The organism is Chthonobacter rhizosphaerae (assembly GCF_013839525.1).
Taxonomy (GTDB): domain Bacteria; phylum Pseudomonadota; class Alphaproteobacteria; order Rhizobiales; family Pleomorphomonadaceae; genus Chthonobacter; species Chthonobacter rhizosphaerae.
This window is the reverse complement of sequence record NZ_JACDIS010000011.1, coordinates 137,728-154,673: the sequence shown is the minus strand read 5'-3', so window position 1 is coordinate 154,673 and position 16,946 is coordinate 137,728. Positions and strand designations below refer to the sequence as shown.

Annotated in this window: 13 protein-coding genes; 8 read left to right on the top strand and 5 right to left on the bottom strand. The window is 71.4% G+C overall.

The window, feature by feature from the left end; translation table 11 throughout:
- Nucleotides 1-433: 433 nt before the first annotated feature.
- Both HND91_RS18205 and cydB read left to right on the top strand, forming a co-directional pair.
- The gene (locus HND91_RS18205) at nucleotides 434-1,882 is read left to right on the top strand and encodes a cytochrome ubiquinol oxidase subunit I (protein WP_181708024.1); all 1,449 of its coding nucleotides are present in this window, start codon (nucleotides 434-436) and stop codon (nucleotides 1,880-1,882) included.
- Between the two features lie 16 nt (nucleotides 1,883-1,898).
- Entirely contained in the window at nucleotides 1,899-2,957 is a 1,059-nt protein-coding gene (cydB, locus tag HND91_RS18200; RefSeq protein ID WP_281379130.1) for a cytochrome d ubiquinol oxidase subunit II, read from the top strand.
- A 129-nt stretch (nucleotides 2,958-3,086) separates the two neighbouring features.
- Here the strand turns inward: cydB and HND91_RS18195 are convergent, their stop codons facing one another.
- Together HND91_RS18195 and HND91_RS18190 are read right to left on the bottom strand one after the other, a co-directional pair.
- The gene (locus HND91_RS18195) at nucleotides 3,087-5,519 is read right to left on the bottom strand and encodes a transketolase-like TK C-terminal-containing protein (RefSeq protein ID WP_181708023.1); all 2,433 of its coding nucleotides are present in this window, start codon (nucleotides 5,517-5,519) and stop codon (nucleotides 3,087-3,089) included.
- A gap of 137 nt (nucleotides 5,520-5,656) precedes the next feature.
- The gene (locus HND91_RS18190) at nucleotides 5,657-6,730 is read right to left on the bottom strand and encodes an ABC transporter substrate-binding protein (protein ID WP_181708022.1); all 1,074 of its coding nucleotides are present in this window, start codon (nucleotides 6,728-6,730) and stop codon (nucleotides 5,657-5,659) included.
- 325 nt (nucleotides 6,731-7,055) lie between these two features.
- Between HND91_RS18190 and HND91_RS18185 the strand changes: the two genes are divergently transcribed.
- The 6 genes from HND91_RS18185 (at nucleotide 7,056) to HND91_RS18160 (ending at nucleotide 12,374) form a co-directional block, all read left to right on the top strand.
- Nucleotides 7,056-8,030, top strand: a complete 975-nt coding sequence (locus HND91_RS18185; protein WP_181708021.1) for a Bug family tripartite tricarboxylate transporter substrate binding protein — start codon at nucleotides 7,056-7,058, stop codon at nucleotides 8,028-8,030.
- 208 nt (nucleotides 8,031-8,238) lie between these two features.
- Nucleotides 8,239-8,718 (top strand): tripartite tricarboxylate transporter TctB family protein, encoded by a 480-nt coding sequence (locus HND91_RS18180; protein ID WP_181708020.1) that lies wholly within the window; start codon nucleotides 8,239-8,241, stop codon nucleotides 8,716-8,718.
- Nucleotides 8,718-10,232: a tripartite tricarboxylate transporter permease gene (locus HND91_RS18175; RefSeq protein WP_181708019.1), complete on the top strand. Its 1,515-nt coding sequence runs from the start codon at nucleotides 8,718-8,720 to the stop codon at nucleotides 10,230-10,232. Before HND91_RS18180 ends, HND91_RS18175 begins: the two co-directional genes overlap by 1 nt.
- Nucleotides 10,233-10,437: 205 nt before the next feature.
- Nucleotides 10,438-10,833, top strand: a complete 396-nt coding sequence (locus HND91_RS18170; protein ID WP_181708018.1) for an I78 family peptidase inhibitor — start codon at nucleotides 10,438-10,440, stop codon at nucleotides 10,831-10,833.
- A 44-nt stretch (nucleotides 10,834-10,877) separates the two neighbouring features.
- Nucleotides 10,878-11,933 (top strand): Gfo/Idh/MocA family protein, encoded by a 1,056-nt coding sequence (locus HND91_RS18165; protein WP_181708017.1) that lies wholly within the window; start codon nucleotides 10,878-10,880, stop codon nucleotides 11,931-11,933.
- 186 nt (nucleotides 11,934-12,119) lie between these two features.
- Nucleotides 12,120-12,374, top strand: coding sequence for a hypothetical protein (locus tag HND91_RS18160; protein WP_181708016.1), 255 nt, complete (start codon nucleotides 12,120-12,122; stop codon nucleotides 12,372-12,374).
- Nucleotides 12,375-12,452: 78 nt separating this feature from the next.
- Here HND91_RS18160 and HND91_RS18155 read toward each other — a convergent pair whose 3' ends face one another.
- From HND91_RS18155 to HND91_RS18145, 3 genes are read right to left on the bottom strand one after another with little or no spacing between them, the layout of a single operon-like run.
- On the bottom strand, nucleotides 12,453-14,012 hold the full coding sequence (locus HND91_RS18155; RefSeq protein ID WP_181708015.1) for a glucosamine inositolphosphorylceramide transferase family protein: 1,560 nt from the start codon (nucleotides 14,010-14,012) through the stop codon (nucleotides 12,453-12,455).
- Nucleotides 14,009-15,199, bottom strand: a complete 1,191-nt coding sequence (locus tag HND91_RS18150; protein ID WP_246329565.1) for a glycosyltransferase family 4 protein — start codon at nucleotides 15,197-15,199, stop codon at nucleotides 14,009-14,011. The genes HND91_RS18155 and HND91_RS18150 overlap by 4 nt, the downstream gene beginning before the upstream one ends.
- Before the next feature lie 31 nt (nucleotides 15,200-15,230).
- The gene (locus HND91_RS18145) at nucleotides 15,231-16,787 is read right to left on the bottom strand and encodes a hypothetical protein (RefSeq protein ID WP_181708014.1); all 1,557 of its coding nucleotides are present in this window, start codon (nucleotides 16,785-16,787) and stop codon (nucleotides 15,231-15,233) included.
- Nucleotides 16,788-16,946: the final 159 nt, after the last annotated feature.

Genomic DNA, 16,946 nt, shown 5'->3' with positions numbered 1-16,946 from the left:
GGCCGACGAATGCGTGGATGGTGCGCCAGACGCGCACCATGACGGCGCGGGTCGTCGGAGGGAACGCCTGCTGCTCCGCGGGACATTCTCGAGCGGCGGCCGACGAATGCGTGGACGGTGCGCTTGAAGCGCACCATGACGGCTGAGGGGGAGGCGGAGGCCACGGCGTCCGGCGATGAATCGCCCGGCGGCCGACGAATGCGTGGATGGTGCGCCAGACGCGCACCATGACGGCTGCGGGGAGGGGGCGGCCGCGGCGAGGAAGCGCTTGCGCCGGGTGGGACGGTCCGGGTGGGGCCGTCGGACGGGATGGGGCGAGTGGGGAGACGGTCGGTCCCGGTCTGCAATGCCTTCCGGTGGAAAATTGTTTCGGCGTCCGGCGAACGGACTTGGCCTTGGCCGGTTAGGGACAGGACCAACCGGGAGAGCCGTGATGGAACTCGATGTCCTGATGCTGTCGCGCATCCAGTTCGCCTTCACGATCTCCTTCCACATCATCTTCCCCGCCTTCACGATCGGTCTCGCCAGCTTTCTCGTCGCGCTCGAGTTCAACTGGCTGCGGACCGGCGAGGCGCTCTACCGCAACCTGTTCCGCTTCTGGGTCAAGATCTTCGCGGTGTCGTTCGGCCTCGGCGTCGTGTCCGGCATCGTGATGAGCTTCCAGTTCGGCACCAACTGGTCGCGCTACGCGGAATTCGTCGGCAACATCCTGGGGCCGGTGATCCAGTACGAGGTGATCACGGCCTTCTTCCTGGAGGCGGGCTTTCTCGGCATCATGCTGTTCGGCTGGGAGCGGGTGGGCAACCGGCTCCATTTCTTCGCCACCTGCATGGTGGCGCTCGGGACGCTGGTGTCGGCCTTCTGGATCCTGTCGGCGAACAGCTGGATGCAGACGCCGGACGGCTTTCGGATCGAGAACGGGATCGCGCTGCCGGTCGACTGGTTCAAGATCATCTTCAACCCGTCCTTCCCCTACCGCTACGCCCACATGGTGATGGGCTGCTATCTGACCACCGCCTTCGCGGTCGCCGGCATGTCCGCCTGGATGATCCTGCGCGCCCGCGAGGTGCCGGCCGAGAAGGTGATCGGCGCGCGCCGGTCGCTCTCCATGGCGCTCTGGTTCGCGGTGATCTGCACCCCGATCCAGATCGTGCTCGGCGACCTCCACGGCCTCGGCGTCCTGGCGCAGCAGCCGACCAAGCTCGCCGCCATGGAAGGGAACTGGGAGCGGCAGGCCAACATGCCGCTCCGCCTGTTCGCCATCCCGGACGAGGAGGCGGAGACAAACCATTACGAGATCGGCATCCCGAAGCTCGGCTCCTGGGTGCTGACGCACGCCTACGACGGGGTGGTGCCGGGACTGAAGGACGTGCCGCGCGACGAGCGGCCGCCGGTGCTGCCGGTGTTCTTCGCCTTCCGGGTGATGGTCGGGCTCGGGTTCCTGATGCTCGGCATCAGCGCCTGGAGCCTCTACCTGCGCTGGCGCGGCACCCTCTTCACCAACCGCCCCTTCCTGACCGCCACCATGCTGATGACGCCCTCGGGCTTCGGGGCGGTGCTCGCCGGCTGGTTCACCGCCGAGATCGGCCGCCAACCCTGGATCGTCTACGGCCAGCTGCGCACCGCCGATGCGCTGTCGCCGGTGACGGCGGGGGCCGTGACGATTTCGCTCGTGTGCTTCGTGCTCGCCTATGCGGTGGTGTTCGGCTTCGGCAGCTACTACCTGGCGAAGCTCCTGCGCAAGGGGCCGGAGCCCATCGAGGAGGCGGCGCGCGGGGCCGACTTCGACGAGCGCATCGACCGCAAGCCCAAGCGGCCCTTCTCCTATCCGGACGAGAGCCTGGAGGGCCGTCCCGGCCGCCGCGTCAATCCGGCCGAATGAGGGAAGGGCCACGCCGATGATGGATCTCGTCACCGCCTTCGCGCCGGAGGGGCTCACCGGGCCCGGGCTCTGGCTGCCGCTCGTCTGGGCCGGGCTGATCGCCGTCGCGGTCGCCATGTATGTGGTGGTGGACGGCTTCGACCTCGGGGTCGGCATTCTGTTCACCGCCGCCCGGACGGAGAACTGGCGCGACCGGATGATGCTGTCCGTCGCGCCGATCTGGGACGGCAACGAGACCTGGCTGATCCTCGGCGGCGGCGGCCTGCTGGCGGTCTTCTATCTCGCCTATGCGATCCTGTTGCCGGCGCTCTACATCCCGCTCCTCGTGATGCTGATCGCTCTCATCTTCCGCGGGGTAGCCTTCGAGTTCCGCTTCAAGGCGGAATCCTCCAGATACGTCTGGGACTACGCGTTCCACTACGGATCGCTGCTGGCGACCTTCGCGCAGGGCGTGGTGCTGGGCGCCTTCGTGCAGGGCTTCGAGGTGGACGGCCGGCAGTTCGCCGGCGGCACCTTCGACTGGCTGACGCCGTTCAGCATGGCGACCGGCGTCGGCCTCGTTATGGGCTACGGCCTCCTCGGCGCCACCTGGTGCGTGATGAAGACGACGGGCGACCTGGAGCTCTGGGCGCGCCGCAAGGCGGAACAGTTCCTGCTCGGCACCATCGTGATGATGGCGGTGATCAGCCTCTGGGTGCCCTTCCTGGGGCTGGAGATCGAGCGGCGCTGGTTCTCCTGGCCGAACATCGCCTTCCTGGCGCCCGTGCCGATCCTGACCGGGCTCACCGCCTTCGGGATCTGGCGGTCCCTGCGCGGCTACGGCCACCGGGCGCCCTTCTTTCTGTCGATCCTGCTGTTCCTTCTCGGCTTCCTCGGCCTCGCCGTCAGCCTGTTCCCGTATCTCATCCCGCCGACCATGACGATCTGGGACGCCGCGAGCGCCCCGGAGGCGCAGATCTTCGCGCTGATCGGCTATTCGGTGGTGATGCCGCTGACCTTCCTCTACACGGCCTACGCCTACTACGTGTTCCGCGGCAAGGTGGAGGAGGACGTGCAGTCCTCCGGCTATCACTGATCCGTCGCGAGCGTGACGTCCCGGCCGGCCGGCGCGCGCCCGGGCCTCCCGGCGCCCGTCAAGGCTCGACAGGTCGGGCCTTGACGGGCTTGGCATGGCAGAAGGCCGCCGGCGGGCCGGTGACAGCCCTCAGCCGGCCGCCCGGATGTGACGGACCGGGCGTTCCGGGGCGAGCGCCTCCACGGCCCGCATGATGCCGGCGGCGTCGACGCCATAGTGGCGGTAGAGGTCGTCCACCGTGCCGGTCTGGCCGAAATGCTCCACGCCGAGCGAGCGGGTGCGGTGGCCGGCGACGGCGCCGAGCCAGCCGAGCGTCGCCGGATGGCCGTCGATCACCGTGACGAGGCCGCAGTGGCGCGGCAGGGGGTCGAGGAGTCGTTCCACGTGGGCGCGGGCATGGACGAGGCCGCGCTCGCGGGCCCGGGCCGCCGCGGTCCAGCCGGCGTTCAGCCGGTCCGCCGAGGTGACGGCGAGGAGGCCGATGTCGCGCCGGTCCTCGGCGAGGAGGCCCGTCGCCCGGATCGCCTCCGGGGCGACGGCCCCCTGGTAGACGATCACCGCCTCGGCGTTCGGGCCCGGCTCGCGCAGCCAGTAGGCGCCGTCCACAACGGCGTCGGCGAGATCGTCGGTCATCTCCCGCGACGGCTGCTCCACCGGGCGGGTGGAGAGGCGGAGGTAGACGGAGCCGCCCGTCTGGTCGCGCAGCCACGTGCGCTCGTCCGGGTCGCCGTCCCCGTCCCGCTGCATGTAGTCGAAGGCGAAGCGCATCACCACGGCGAGCTCGTCCACGAAGGCGGGCTCGAAGGCGGCGAGCCGATCCTGGGCCATGCCGACGAGCGGCGTCGCGATGGACTGGTGCGCGCCGCCCTCCGGGGCGAGCGTGACGCCGGACGGGGTCGCCACCAGGAGGAAGCGGGCGTCCTGGTAGCAGGCGTAGTTGAGCGCGTCGGCGCCGCGCAGGATGAAGGGGTCGTAGAGGGTGCCGACGGGGAGCAGCCGCTCGCCGTTGATGGCGTGGGAGAGGCCTAGGGCGGACAGCATGAGGAAGAGATTGCTCTCCGCGATGCCGAGCTCGAAATGCTGCCCCTTCGGCGAGAAGTCCCACGCGAAGGTGGACGGGATGCGCTCGGCCTTGAAGAGGTCGCGCCGGTCGTCCTTGGCGAAGAGGCCGCGCCGGTTCACGAACGGGCCGAGGTTGGTGGAGACGGTCACGTCCGGCGACGTGGTGACGATGCGGTCGGCGAGGTCGCTGTCGCCGCGGGCGATCTCGTGGAGGATCTGGCCGAACCCCATCTGGGTCGACACCGGCTTGCCGGCCGCGGGCGGCGTCGGCAGCCGGTCCGGCACCGGGACCGGCTCCACCTGCCGGGCGGGGCGCGGCCCGGCGTAGGGGATGGTCGACAGGAACGCGCCAAGATCGGCCGGGTCGTGCCGGGCGCCCTCGAAGGGCTCCCACTCGTGGCCGGGCCGGACGCCGCAGGCGGCCCGGTAGACGTCCATCTGGGCGGGCGTCATCAGGCCGGCGTGGTTGTCCTTGTGGCCGGCGAGCGGCAGGCCGTGGCCCTTGATCGTGTAGGCGATGAAGCAGGTGGGCCGGTCGTGGGTGGAGGCCTTGGCGAAGGCCTCCAGCAGCGTCGCCGTGTCGTGGCCGGCGAGGTTGGTCATCAGGCGGGCGAGCGCGTCGTCGTCGCGCGCCTCGATGAGGGCGGTGACGGGGCCCTGGTCGCCGATGTCGTCGAGGAGGCGCTTGCGCCAGGCGCCGCCGCCCTGGAAGCAGAGCGCCGAATAGAGCTGGTTCGGGCAGGCGTCGATCCAGGCGCGCAGGCGCTCGCCGCCGGGCTCGGCGAAGGCGGCCTCCAGGAGACGGCCGTATTTCAGCACCACCACGTCCCAGTCGAAGTTGCGGAAGACGCTCTCGAACCGGGACCAGAGACCCTCGCGGATCACCGCGTCGAGGCTCTGGCGGTTGTAGTCGACGATCCACCAGCAGTTCCTGAGGCCGTGCTTCCAGCCTTCCAGGAGGGCCTCGAAGATGTTGCCCTCGTCCATCTCGGCGTCGCCGACGAGGGCCACCATGCGGCCTTCGGGATGGGCGCCGGTCCAGCCCTTGGCGCGCACATAGTCCTGGGCGAGGGAGGAGAAGAGCGTCTGGGCGACACCGAGGCCGACCGAGCCGGTGGAGAAGTCCACCGTGCCGCCGTCCTTGGTGCGCGACGGATAGCTCTGGGCGCCGCCGAAGGCCCGGAAGGCCTGAAGCTTCTCGCGCGTCTGGCGGCCGAGGAGATACTGGATGGCGTGGAAGACCGGGCTCGCGTGCGGCTTCACGGCCACCCGGTCCTCCGGCTTCAGGACGGCGAAGTAGAGCGCGGTCAGGATGGTGGCGAGCGACGCGCTGGAGGCCTGGTGGCCGCCGACCTTGAGGCCGTCCGGGTTGTCGCGGAGGTGATTGGCGGCATGGATCGTCCAGGCGGACAGGAAGGAGACCCGCCGCTCCAGGTCGGCCAGCATGGCGAGCCGGGCGTCGTCGGCGGCGGACGCGGCGGGGGGCACGGGCGGCGTCATGGCGGGCATCTCCTCGAAGGGGCGTGGCGTCGCCTCTTTCGGGCGACTCTCCGATCCAGTGTGACAGGGCGACGGTCCGCGCGCAAAGAAGGGGCGCGACACCGGAGGGCGCGGCTGCGCCAAGGGCGGCGGTTCCGTCAGGGTTTGCGCACCACCGAGGTCCAGAGCGCGATGAAGCGGGCGCGCCGGAGCGGGTCCGTCATGGCAAGGAGCTGGGCGTTGAGGCCGATCGGCCGGATCGGCCCCTGGGCGGCGTCGCGGATGCTGGTCTGGCCGAGGCCGTCCGCGATCCGGTCGTCGATCGCCGACAGGAGGGCCTCGTGGGCGAGCACCCGCTGGGCGTCGGCGGACAGGAGCCAGTCGAGGAAGCGCTCCGCCGCCCGCGGGCTTTCGCCGGTGCGGGTGAGGAGCGCGACCCGGCTGACCACGGTCATGAAGTCCTCCGGGTAGAGGATGTCGATGGGCGTGCCGGCCGCCTGGCGCGCCCACGCGTAGGAGCCGAGCACATTGTAGCCGACCGCGGCCCGGCCGTCCGCGACCGCGTCGATGACGTCGGACGTGCAGCAGAAGGTGAGGAGGCCGCCCTCGCTGACTTCCGCCACGAAGGGCCAGTAGTCGCTCATCAGGATGCTGTCGATGGACGACAGGAGGTAGCCGACGCCGCTCGTCGCCACGTCGTAGGTGGCGACCCGGCCCTTGAGGTCCGGCCGGCTCCGGATCAGGTCCGCCAGGGCGGCGCGGGTGCGCGGCGCCGCGTCCCCCGGCAGGAGCGACGGGTTGGTGACGAAGACGAGCGGCTCGAAGGTGAAGCCGAACGCCTCGTCGCGCCAGCGCGCCCACTCCGGCAGGCGGGCGGTGGCGTTCGACCGGTAGGGGCGCGAGTGGCCGTCGTTGGCGAGCCGGATCTGCAGGTCGGCGGCGGAACTGATGACCACGTCCGGCGCGGGATCGAGCGCGCCGTCCACGACCGCCGCAAAGAGCGCGACCGTGTCCCGCTCCACATAGGCGAGCTCCACGTCCGGGTTGGCGGCGCGGAAGCCCGCGATCAGCGGTTCCATGGCGCTCCGGTCCGTGGAGCCGGCGATCACCAGCGTCTCCGCCCGGGCGGGGCCGGCGAACGCCGCCAGGCCGGCGGCGAGGAGGCCCGCGAGGACGACGGCCGCCGCGCGGGAGGGCCGGACGGGGCGCGCGGTTCCGGGCGGGATCGGCATGGCGGGGTCCGAGGTCTGGCAGCCGTGGCGGCCGTCGGGGGTGGGACCGCCTCGACGGCGGCACGGATGGCGGCTGCCGGCAGGGTGGCAGACGGCCGGGTCCCGCCGCAAGGGCCCATACGGCGTGACAGGATCCAGACAGGATGACACGTTAGCCATGCAGGATCGGACCCTGGGCCGTGGAGGCGGCTTATGGGAGTTCCGAGTGGAGAACAAGGCGCGCGAGCACGGTCCGCCTGGGCCGGGTCGGTCCCGGCGAGTGCCGCGAACGCCGTTCCGCCGGCCCGACCGAGGCTGCCGGACCACGCACAGGGAGGAGCCGCAGATGCATCTCGATCGTCGTCATTTCCTCACCCTCGCGGCCACGCTGGCGGCGCTGCCGCTGACGGGCCGGCTCGCCCGCGCCGAGCAGATCCTGGAGCAGGTGCGCTTCTTCGTGCCCGCCAACCCGGGCGGCGGCTGGGACCAGACCGCCCGCACCATGGAGCAGGTGATGCGCACCGCCGGCCTGATCGGCTCGGCCCAGGTGACCAACGTGGGCGGCGCAGGCGGCACCGTCGGCCTGCCGCAGTTCATCAACCAGTGGGGCGGCCAGGGCGACGGCCTGATGGTGAGCGGCCTCGTGATGATCGGCGCCATCATCGCCAACAAGAGCCCCGTCGACCTGTCCATGGTCACCCCCATCGCCCGCCTGATCGGCGAGACGGAGGTGATCGTGGTGCCGAAGGAGAGCCCGTTCCAGACGCTGCAGGACCTGGTGGCGGCGCTGAAGGCCGACACGGCGGCGGTGACCTGGGCCGGCGGTTCGGCCGGCGGCACCGACCACATCACGGCCGGCCTCGTCGCCAAGGCGGTGGGAGCGGACGTGACCAAGCTCGCCTACGTGGCCTATTCGGGCGGCGGCGAGGCCCAGGCGGCGATCCTCGGCAACCAGGTCTCGTGCGGCATCTCCGGCTGGGGCGAGTTCTCCGAGCAGATCGCGGCCGGCGCCATCCGGGCGCTCGGCATCTCGGCCGAGGAGCGCATTGCCGGCATCGACGTGCCGACGTTCAAGGAGCAGGGCGTCGACGTGGTGTTCACCAACTGGCGTGGCGTCTTCGCCCCGCCGGAGATCAGCGACGAGGACAAGGCCAAGCTGTCGGCGCTCGTGGAGGCGATGGTGAAATCGCCCGAATGGCAGGCCGAGGTGAAGAAGCGCGAGTGGCTGGACGTCTACCAGCCGGCCGAGCAGTTCCAGGCCACCATCGACGAGGAGGTCACCCGGATCACCGGCATCCTCCAGTCGCTCGGGCTCGCCTGATCGATCGACGCACGGGCGCCCGATGTAGCGGGCGCCGACCCGCGGCTTTCGCCGCCCCCGGCGACGTCGGCCGGGCTTCGTCAGACGGGAGGCGGCCGGAGCCGCCTCCCCGGCCACAGGGCGCCGGCATGCGGCGCCATGCTGCGGCCGACCCGCAGGCGCGCGCCCCGTCGCCGCCGTTCCAGCCCTCGTCCTTGGAGATCCCGGGATGCCGAGCCATGTCCGCCCTGGCCCGCTGGTCATTTCCCTGGCGGTGTCCGCCGTCGGCCTCGGCGTGATCGCCGCCACCCTGGCGGCCCCCACCTCGCCCATGTACGCGAGGGTCGGGCCGACCGCCTTCCCGTACACGGTCGGGGCCGGCCTCGTGCTGCTCGGCCTCCTCCTCGGCCTCGACGCCTGGCGCGGGCGCTGGCAGTCGGAGGCGACCGACAGGCCGGACGAGCGGCTCGACATGAAGGCGATCGGTCTCCTCGTGGCGGGCTTCGTGGCCGCGATGGCGCTGGTCGGCCCAGCCGGCTTCATCCTCGCCGCCACCGCGCTCTTCACCCTCGCCACCCTGGCCTTCGGGGAGCGGCGCATCTGGCTGTCCGCGCTCATCGGCTTCTCGATCGCCTTCGCGACCTACCTGCTCTTCGCCAAGCTGCTCGGCCTGCGCATGGGCGACGGCCTCATCGAGAGGTTCCTCTGATGGACGCGCTCGCCCAACTGGCGCACGGCTTCTCCATCGCGCTGACGCCGGTCGCGCTCCTGTGGTGCATCGTCGGCGTGACGCTCGGCACGGCCGTCGGCGTGCTGCCCGGCCTCGGCCCGGCGCTCACCATCGCGCTCCTCCTGCCGATCACCTTCAAGGTGGAGGCAACCAACGCGTTGATCCTGTTCTCGGGCATCTATTTCGGCGCCATGTTCGGCGGCTCGACCACGTCGATCCTGATCAACACGCCCGGCGAGAGCGCCACCATCGTGACGGCGCTCGAAGGTCACAAGATGGCCCGGCGCGGGCGGGGCGGCCAGGCGCTGGCGACCGCCGCGATCGGCTCGTTCGTGGCCGGCACCTTCGGGGTGGTCGGCATCACCTTCCTGGCGCCGCTGATCGTGGACGTGGCGCTGAAGTTCGGCCCGCCGGAATACTTCGCCCTGATGGTGGTGGCCTTCGTGGCCGTGTCGGCGGTGCTCGGCGACAGCCGCGTGCGGGGCCTGACCAGCCTCTTCATGGGCCTCCTTCTCGGGCTCGTCGGCATCGACCTGCAGACCGGACAGGCACGGTTCACCTTCGGCGTGCCGGAACTCCTCGACGGCATCGACGTGATCGTCGTGACGGTCGGCCTCTTCGCCGTCGGCGAAACCTTCTACCTCGCCGGCCGCCATTGGATGGGCCGGGACGAGATCGTGCCCGTGGCGGGCTCTGTGTGGATGAGCCGGGAGGACTGGAGCCGGTCCTGGAAGGGATGGATCCGCGGCACCCTGATCGGATTTCCGATCGGCGCCCTGCCGGCGGGCGGCGCCGAACTGCCGACGCTCCTCTCCTACTACACCGAGCGGCGCCTGTCCCGGAAGCCGGAGGAGTTCGGCCGCGGCGCCATCGAGGGCGTCGCCGGGCCCGAGGCGGCCAACAACGCGGCCGCCGCGGGCGTGCTGGTGCCGATGCTGACGCTCGGCCTGCCCACGTCCGCGACCGCCGCCATCATGCTGTCGGCGCTCCAGAGCTACAACATCAACCCGGGACCGATGCTCCTCAACAGCCACGGCGACCTGGTGTGGGGCCTGATCGCCAGCCTCTACGTGGCGAACGTGATGCTGCTGGTGCTCAACCTGCCGCTGATCGGCCTCTGGGTGAAGGTGCTGCAGGTGCCGAAGCCCTGGCTGTTCGCCGGCATCCTGGTGTTCGCCATGGTGGGCACCTACGGGGTCAGCCGGTCCGTGTTCGACCTCGGGCTTCTCCTCGCTATCGGGGTCGTGGGCCTCCTGATGCGGCTCTACGATTTCCCGACCGCGCCGGTGATCATCGGCCTCATCCTGGGGCCGCTCGCCGAGCAGGAGTTCCGCCGGGCGATGATCACCTCGCAGGGCGACCTGACCGTGTTCGCCACCCGGCCCCTGGCGGCGTCGCTCCTCGTCGTGGCGGTGCTTCTCCTCCTTTTGCCGCCGCTGATCCGGCGATGGTTCGCCCGGCGACGGCCGGACGAACGCACGGCGGGCGCCTGACGAAAAGCGCCAAAAGGACCACCGCGCGGCGACCGCCTTCCGGATGGGCCGGGCCGGCAGCGCCCGGCTCGAGGCTCCGATCCTGCCGTCCGGCGGGAACCCCGCTCATCTTGCTGTCCGGCGGGAACAACCCGCTCCCGGCGTCCGTTCCTGAGCGAGGCCGTCGACGCGGCCGCTCGACGACCCGCCACAGGAGACGCGCGCCATGCCTGCCGGACCGATCCCGACCTTCGGACGCCGCCTGCGGATGCTCGCCGCCGGCGGCGCGCTCGCGTTCGCCGGCTGCGTGGCGGTGCCGATCGATGCGCCGCCGCCTCCGGGCATCGGCCCCGGCCCGATCGACAGTCCGGGTTATGGCGGCCCGCCGCCCGTCTACGGCGGGCCCGGGCCGGGCTATAGGGCCTGCCGGGTGGAGCGGGCGCGTTTCGCGATCGGCGAGCCGGCGACCGGCCGGCTGATCGAGGCCGCCGCCCGCCGATCCCGCGCCAGCGAGGTCCGGGTGGTCCGGCCCGGTGACTTCGTGACCCGGGACTTCCGCGAGGATCGGCTGACCCTCGAAACCGACCGGCGCGGCACCGTGGTGGCCGTCAGCTGCGGCTGACCGGCCGCAGGCCCGTTCCGGCAAGACCCACGCGAGGCAGAACGATGGTGAAGGTGATCCAGGTCGGGCTCGGCCACTGGGGCTATGACTGGGCGTCCAGCGTGCTCCCGACCGTCGAGACGATCGACATGGTGGGCTATGTGGACGGGGTCGCGGAGGCGCGCGACCGGATCGAGACCATGCTGGGCGTGGAGAGGAGCCGGCTGTTCGCCTCCCTCGACCAGGCGCTGGCGGCGACCGACGCGGACCTCGTGCTCGCCACCTTGCGCACCGAGGCGCACTATCCGGTGGTCAAGCAGGCGCTCCTCGCCGGCAAGCACGTGATCGTCGAGAAGCCGTTCACCACCACGATCGACGAGGCCCGGGAACTGGTGGACCTTGCGGCGAGCCGAGGCCTGGTGCTCATGGTGAGCCAGAACTACCGGCACTATCCGGCCCCGATCCTGGCCGCCGACCTGATCGAGCGGCAGGCCCTCGGCCACGTGAGCCTGGTCGGCATCGAGTTCCGCCAGCACGCGCCGACCATCGGCTACCGCTACTGGGACTTCCCCGACCCGCTCCTCGCCGACATGTCGATCCACCATTTCGACCTGATGCGCATGGTGCTGAAGGACGAGCCGCACGCGGTCTCGTGCCGGACCTGGAACCTGCCCGGCAGCCCGTTCCACAACCACCCGGTCGGCGTCGCCACCGTTGAGTTCGCCGGCGGCACGATCGTGAGCTACCGCGGCTCCTGGATGAGCGGCGGCGCCGCCACCGCCTGGGCGGGAGAGTGGACCTTCGACTGCGCCGACGGCGAGATCTGGTTCACCTCCCGCGGCCATGGGGACGAGCGATTCGAGCGCGACGTGGTGGTGCTGCGCAGCCGGGAGAAGCCCGCCGAGGAGCCGGCGCTGCCGACCGTGCGGCACTTCGACCGGGCCGGCACCATCGCGGCCTGCGCCGAGGCGATCCGCACCGGCACCCTGCCGCCGCGCTTCTCCTCCGGGGCGGACAACATCCGAAGCCTCGCCCTGATGCAGGCGAGCATCCTGTCGACCCAGCGGGGCGGCGACTGGGTCCGCATCGACGAGGTGCTGCCGGACGCGGCCGGCCCATGAGAACCGGGGGGCGTCCGCAGCGTTAGCAAATTCTTAAGACCCTGCCAGCAGCCTTGGTGAACGGAATAGAGGCCGCTCCTTGCGCGTTGCTTGTCCGAAGCGACCCCGGCGCCATCCTGCGGGGATGCCGACCGGCGCGGCGTCGACGGGCCGCGGCACCGAGCGACCCGACCTTTGGAGAGGCCCATGATCTCGATCGCCGTCACGATCATCCTGACCGTCGCCTATGGCCTCGTCGCGTCGGTCTTCTTCGCGTCGACGACCGCCGAACTGATCGGCCGCGGACGAACGGTGCCCGCCGCGGTCCTCATCGCGCTGCCGACGGCCCTCCTGTGGCCGGTGACCCTCCTGGCGGCGATCCTGTTCGGTGGCGGCGCCGAAAGGCGCCCGATGGCCCGGCGACTGACCACCAGCCCGCCGGGCCTCTCTCCGCGCGCGTGATTCCCCCATCCGTCATGAAGGCGACGACCACCCGGGCGGAGGGCCGTCCGGACCGGATGCCGCTTGGCCGAAGATCGGTCAGAAGGCCAGGAAGACGGGCGCGCCGGACAGGGCGCCGGACACTATCGGCGGCGACAGGGCGCGGTCCGGCGCCTGGATCCTGTCGGCAAGGCCCATCAGCAGGGCCGGCTTCGGGCGGATCACCGCGCCGTCCACCAGTTCCAGGTCGCCGACCCGGTTGAGGGTATGGAGCTTGCGGCCGGGCCAGCCGGCGCCGGGGCGGATGGTCCTGACCACGGTCTGGCTGTAGCCGGTGGCGTCGAGCCGGGTGATCTCCGCGAGGCCGAGGGCGGCGCCGTAGCCGTCCGTGCAGTCCTGGACCGGCCGCACCAGCCGGCCGCCCTGCCGCACGATGGCGCCCGCCGGCCGGGCCTCGGCCACGTCCACCAGGATCGGGTTGCCCGGATGGGGCTCCCACGGGCCGAACAGGCTGGCCGCGCTGTAGAGCACGAGGGTGTCCGAATAGCCGCCCGTGCCGTCCCGGCCGGCGGCGAACAGCCAGAGCCGGCCGCCGTGACGCACCAGGGTGGCGTCGCCGATCTCCACGCCCTCGAGAAGCGTCGCTACCGGCTCCCAGCGGAACGGAAACTCGACGCACCGATAGGCGACGAGACGCTTCGCCAGCCCGCTCTCCGGCAGCATGTAGAGCTCGCCGTCCTCCTGCCACAGGAAGGGATAGGAAAGGTGCCAGGGCTCCTCCAGCACCGGCACCGCCGGCCCGGTCGGCCCGGCGGCGTCGAACGGCACGGCCGCGATGAAGCCCCTGCCGACCCGGTGGTCGAGGCCTTCGACGAACACGGCGCTCCGGCCCTTGTGGGTGGCGGCGAACGGATCCGCGTAGAAGCAGCGGCCCGGGTCCGGCAGCACCCGGAAGGGCTCGCCGGTGAGGTCGCCGCGCTCCAGGACGCCCGGGCCGGCGACCATGCGCCAGCCGACCCGCCAGTGGGGCGCGTGGCAGCAGAGCCGGTAGATCGCAAGAGCGACGGCGCGGGCGGCGGTGCCGGCCGCGTAGGCGAGAGGCCGGCCGGCGCGCGCGGCCATCGGCCGGGGCGGGGCGTGCGGCCGGTCGGGCCGGCGGAGCCGGGCGACCAGGAGGGCGGCGAGACGGGTGGTGACCGCGTCCATGAGGCCGCCGAGCCCGACGGCGAGCTCGGCCGAGGCGACGCCGCGTTCCAGGATCGCGCCGGTCTCCAGGTCGACGACCTCGAAGGCCGGCACGTGGCCGGCGAGGAGGGGCGCGATGAGGGCGTCCTCGCCCGGAAGGCCGTCGTAGCGGACCGCGAGGACGCGAACGCCCGGCCGGGGCTCCGGGTCGGCGCCGAGGTCGATCACGAGGTCCGGCCGGTCGGCCGGGCCGAGGTCGGGAAGGCCGTGGAGCGGGTCGGGATCCGATCCGAGCGGCCGGTGGCGGCGGAGGATCATGCGCTCCAGGTCCAGGAGGAGGCCGGTGCCGCGCTCCACCGAACGGGACGGCGCCGCGGTGAGCCGCACGGCGAAGCCGGCCGCCTCCAGCCGGCGGGCGAGGTCCGCGATCCAGCGGCGGCGGCGGGCGGGATCGACGGCCAGGGCGACGATCACGGGCGCGACCCCCCGGCAAGGACCCTGTCGATCAGGTCCACATAGGCGTCCACCATGGCGTCGACCGAATAGCGCCGCTCCAGCCGCCGTCCGGCGGCCGTGATGGCGCCGCTGACGGCTTCGTCGCCAAGGGCCCTGTCGACCGCCGCCGCGAAGGCGGCCGTGTCGTCCACGTCCACGAAGAGGGCGGCCGGCTCGCCGTCGCTCGCCAGGACCTCGCGAAGGACCGCGATGTCGTTGGCCACCACCGGGACGCCGGTCTGCGCCGCCTCCACCACCGCGAGCCCGAAGGTCTCGCCCTGCGACGGAAACACGAACGCGTCGAGCGCGGCGAGGAAGACGCCGACCTCTGCGGGCGTGAGCTCGCCGAGGAGGATCAGCCGGTCCCGGACGCCGAGCTCCGCCGCGAGGGCCTCCAGCCGGTCGCGGTCGGCCCCTTGGCCGGCCACCGCGAAGCGCCAGTCCGGCCGGCCCGGCAGGAGCCGGATGGCGGCGTCGAAGTGCTTGGTCGGGTGGAGGCGGCCGGTGGAGCCGATCAGCGTGGCGCCGGGCGGCAGGCCGAGGGCGGCGCGCGCCTCGGCCTTCGGCATCGCCCGGGTCTTGTTCTCGAAGCCGTGCGGGATGGAGACGATGCGCCGCCGATACGCGGCCGCGTGGCCGGCGTAGTCCGCCAGGGTGGCGGCGGAATTGACCGTGATGCCGGCATAGAGGCCGAGGCGGCCGAACAGGGCGTCGATCGCCCGGATCGGCCCGGGCGTGACCATCTGGGCCGAGACCTGGTTGGCGATCACCGGCGCCCAGCCGGCGAGGCGGGTGGCGGCGGCGCCGACCACGTTGCCGAAATGCTGGTAGGTGAGCACCACGTCCGGATCGATCCGCCGGATGGCGGCGACCAGGCGGGCGAAGAAGCGCAGCATGCCGAAGACGCCCGTCGGCCGGACGGTTTCGCAGAACACCGTGCGCGGCTGCCCGTCGTAGGCGGCGGTCCGACGGTAGAAGAAGAGCGTGTGCGGCTCCAGGCCCCGCCGCTCCAGCCGGGCGGCGAGCAGGCGGGTGATCTCCTGGGCGCCGGCGCCCTCCGCCTGGGTCTGCACCAGGAGGACCCTGAGCGGCCGGCGACCCGCCACGGCCCGGCCGGCCGCCATCGTCACCGGTCCGGCCGGATGATCCACGCTATTCGACGACATGTGCCCTCTCCTGCGGCCTTTCCTGCGCCGTCTACGCGGCCCGGTCGGTCCGGGCGGGGTCGCCCCGGAAGGCGGACCCGAGAGCCACGCCGGCGAAGGACACCATCAGGCCCATCGCCAAAATAGAGAACAATGCTTCTTCTTGAAACAGACCATTGACCAGTACGGTTAAGAGGCCGAAGGCCGCTATTCCGTGGAAGGGGCTTCGCCCGATGCTGTAGAGCCGCCATGTCATGAATGACAGAATACAGTAGAACGCCAGGATGGGCAGGCTGGCGAGGCCGAGCTGGTAGACCAATACGCCGATGGAACTCTCCAGCGCATAGGGCGTGTAGCCGTTTCGCTGCGCTTGCTCCCACTGGGTCGGCGTCATCTGGGCGTCCAGGTTGCCGCCGTAGCCGATCCCCCAGCCGAGCGGCTGCTCCAGGAAGCCGTGGAGCCCGCCCATGAGGCCGAGCACGTGGAAGTCGCCGGCGGCGAGGCCCACCACCGTGTTGACCACCGCGTAGACGCCGAGGACGCCGACCACCATGGCGAGGCCGAGCCGCGGCCCGAAGAGCCGCGACGCGACGAGGCCGCCGAGGACGACGAGGAGGACCACGATCGCCCCCTTGGCGCTGGCGAAGACGATGAGCGGCAGGATCGCGAGGGCGACGAGCCCGCGCCCGCCGGCCACCAGGTAGAGGACCAGGAAGGCGAGGCAGTAGCCGTAGCTGATGGCGTGGATGTTCGGGCCGGACAGCCGCTCAACCTTGATGCCGAGTTCGGCGAGATAGGCGGTGTTGAAGAGGACGATGTCGAAGGAGTCCGTGATGTCCTTGACCACCCGCCCGGTGGTCTCCAGGGCGTGGATCCAGGCGCCGGTCTGGCGCAGGGGCTCCAGCGCGAGCGTCCAGAAGGCCCGGCCGTTGGTGAGCGTCATCCAGGCGTCGCGGGCGAGGAACTCCACATAGCCGAACGCCAGGTAGGGCACCGCCAGGACCATGAGGGTCCGGCCGAAGTCGACCCGCTCCCGCGCGGCGGTGAGCAGGCAGATCTGGAACAGGAGGATCGGCAGGGCGAAGTTGCGCGTGTAGATGAGCGCCGGCGCACCGTTGGCCGGAAGCCCGGCCGCCATGTAGAGGCCGATGACGGCGAGGACCGCTGTCGACGCCAGCACGAGGCGCCGCACCGTCGGCGTGTAGTGGCCGGACTGGAGCGCGAACCGGCCGAACGCTACCGACCAGAAGCCGACCGACAGGATGAAGCCGTAGCCCCGGATGAAGGACAGCTCGTCCGGCGTGGAGAGCGCCGGCGACAGGATCGAGACGATCATCGTCTGGAACATGGCGTTGAACAGGATCGCCGACGGCATGGCGCGGGGAAGCGCGAGGCCGATCCCGACCGAGACCGCGAGCGCCGCCGAGACCGCGAGCGCCGTGTGCACCAGGTGGAGCACCAGCGGCAAGGCCGTCGCGACGGCGCAGAGGGCGATGACGCCCGCCGTGGCGGCGATCTCGGACGCCGCGCGCGACTGCAGCGCCGCCCGGGACAGGCGGCGTCTTGGACCCGCGCCGCCCGCCGGCGGGTCGGATGTGGCAAGGCTCATCAGAGTCGCCCCCAGGTCCTTCTCAAGCTCTCGTCGGCCGCGCCTTAACCGTAATGGTAAAGCGAATCTGAACGGCGATGGTCAAATGCATCGTTATTGCTATGCTATAAAGAAATCCGTGTCCTGGAAATCTGTCATATGGTGGAGGCGATGCATACG

What these genes read in the sequence shown, in the direction of transcription:
- HND91_RS18205 (WP_181708024.1), top strand. Translation starts at nt 434, where the DNA reads ATGGAACTCGATGTCCTGATGCTGTCGCGCATCCAGTTCGCCTTCACG.
- cydB (WP_281379130.1), top strand. Translation starts at nt 1,899, where the DNA reads ATGATGGATCTCGTCACCGCCTTCGCGCCGGAGGGGCTCACCGGGCCC.
- HND91_RS18195 (WP_181708023.1), bottom strand. Translation starts at nt 5,519, where the DNA reads ATGACGCCGCCCGTGCCCCCCGCCGCGTCCGCCGCCGACGACGCCCGG.
- HND91_RS18190 (WP_181708022.1), bottom strand. Translation starts at nt 6,730, where the DNA reads ATGCCGATCCCGCCCGGAACCGCGCGCCCCGTCCGGCCCTCCCGCGCG.
- HND91_RS18185 (WP_181708021.1), top strand. Translation starts at nt 7,056, where the DNA reads ATGCATCTCGATCGTCGTCATTTCCTCACCCTCGCGGCCACGCTGGCG.
- HND91_RS18180 (WP_181708020.1), top strand. Translation starts at nt 8,239, where the DNA reads ATGCCGAGCCATGTCCGCCCTGGCCCGCTGGTCATTTCCCTGGCGGTG.
- HND91_RS18175 (WP_181708019.1), top strand. Translation starts at nt 8,718, where the DNA reads ATGGACGCGCTCGCCCAACTGGCGCACGGCTTCTCCATCGCGCTGACG.
- HND91_RS18170 (WP_181708018.1), top strand. Translation starts at nt 10,438, where the DNA reads ATGCCTGCCGGACCGATCCCGACCTTCGGACGCCGCCTGCGGATGCTC.
- HND91_RS18165 (WP_181708017.1), top strand. Translation starts at nt 10,878, where the DNA reads ATGGTGAAGGTGATCCAGGTCGGGCTCGGCCACTGGGGCTATGACTGG.
- HND91_RS18160 (WP_181708016.1), top strand. Translation starts at nt 12,120, where the DNA reads ATGATCTCGATCGCCGTCACGATCATCCTGACCGTCGCCTATGGCCTC.
- HND91_RS18150 (WP_246329565.1), bottom strand. Translation starts at nt 15,199, where the DNA reads ATGTCGTCGAATAGCGTGGATCATCCGGCCGGACCGGTGACGATGGCG.
- HND91_RS18145 (WP_181708014.1), bottom strand. Translation starts at nt 16,787, where the DNA reads ATGAGCCTTGCCACATCCGACCCGCCGGCGGGCGGCGCGGGTCCAAGA.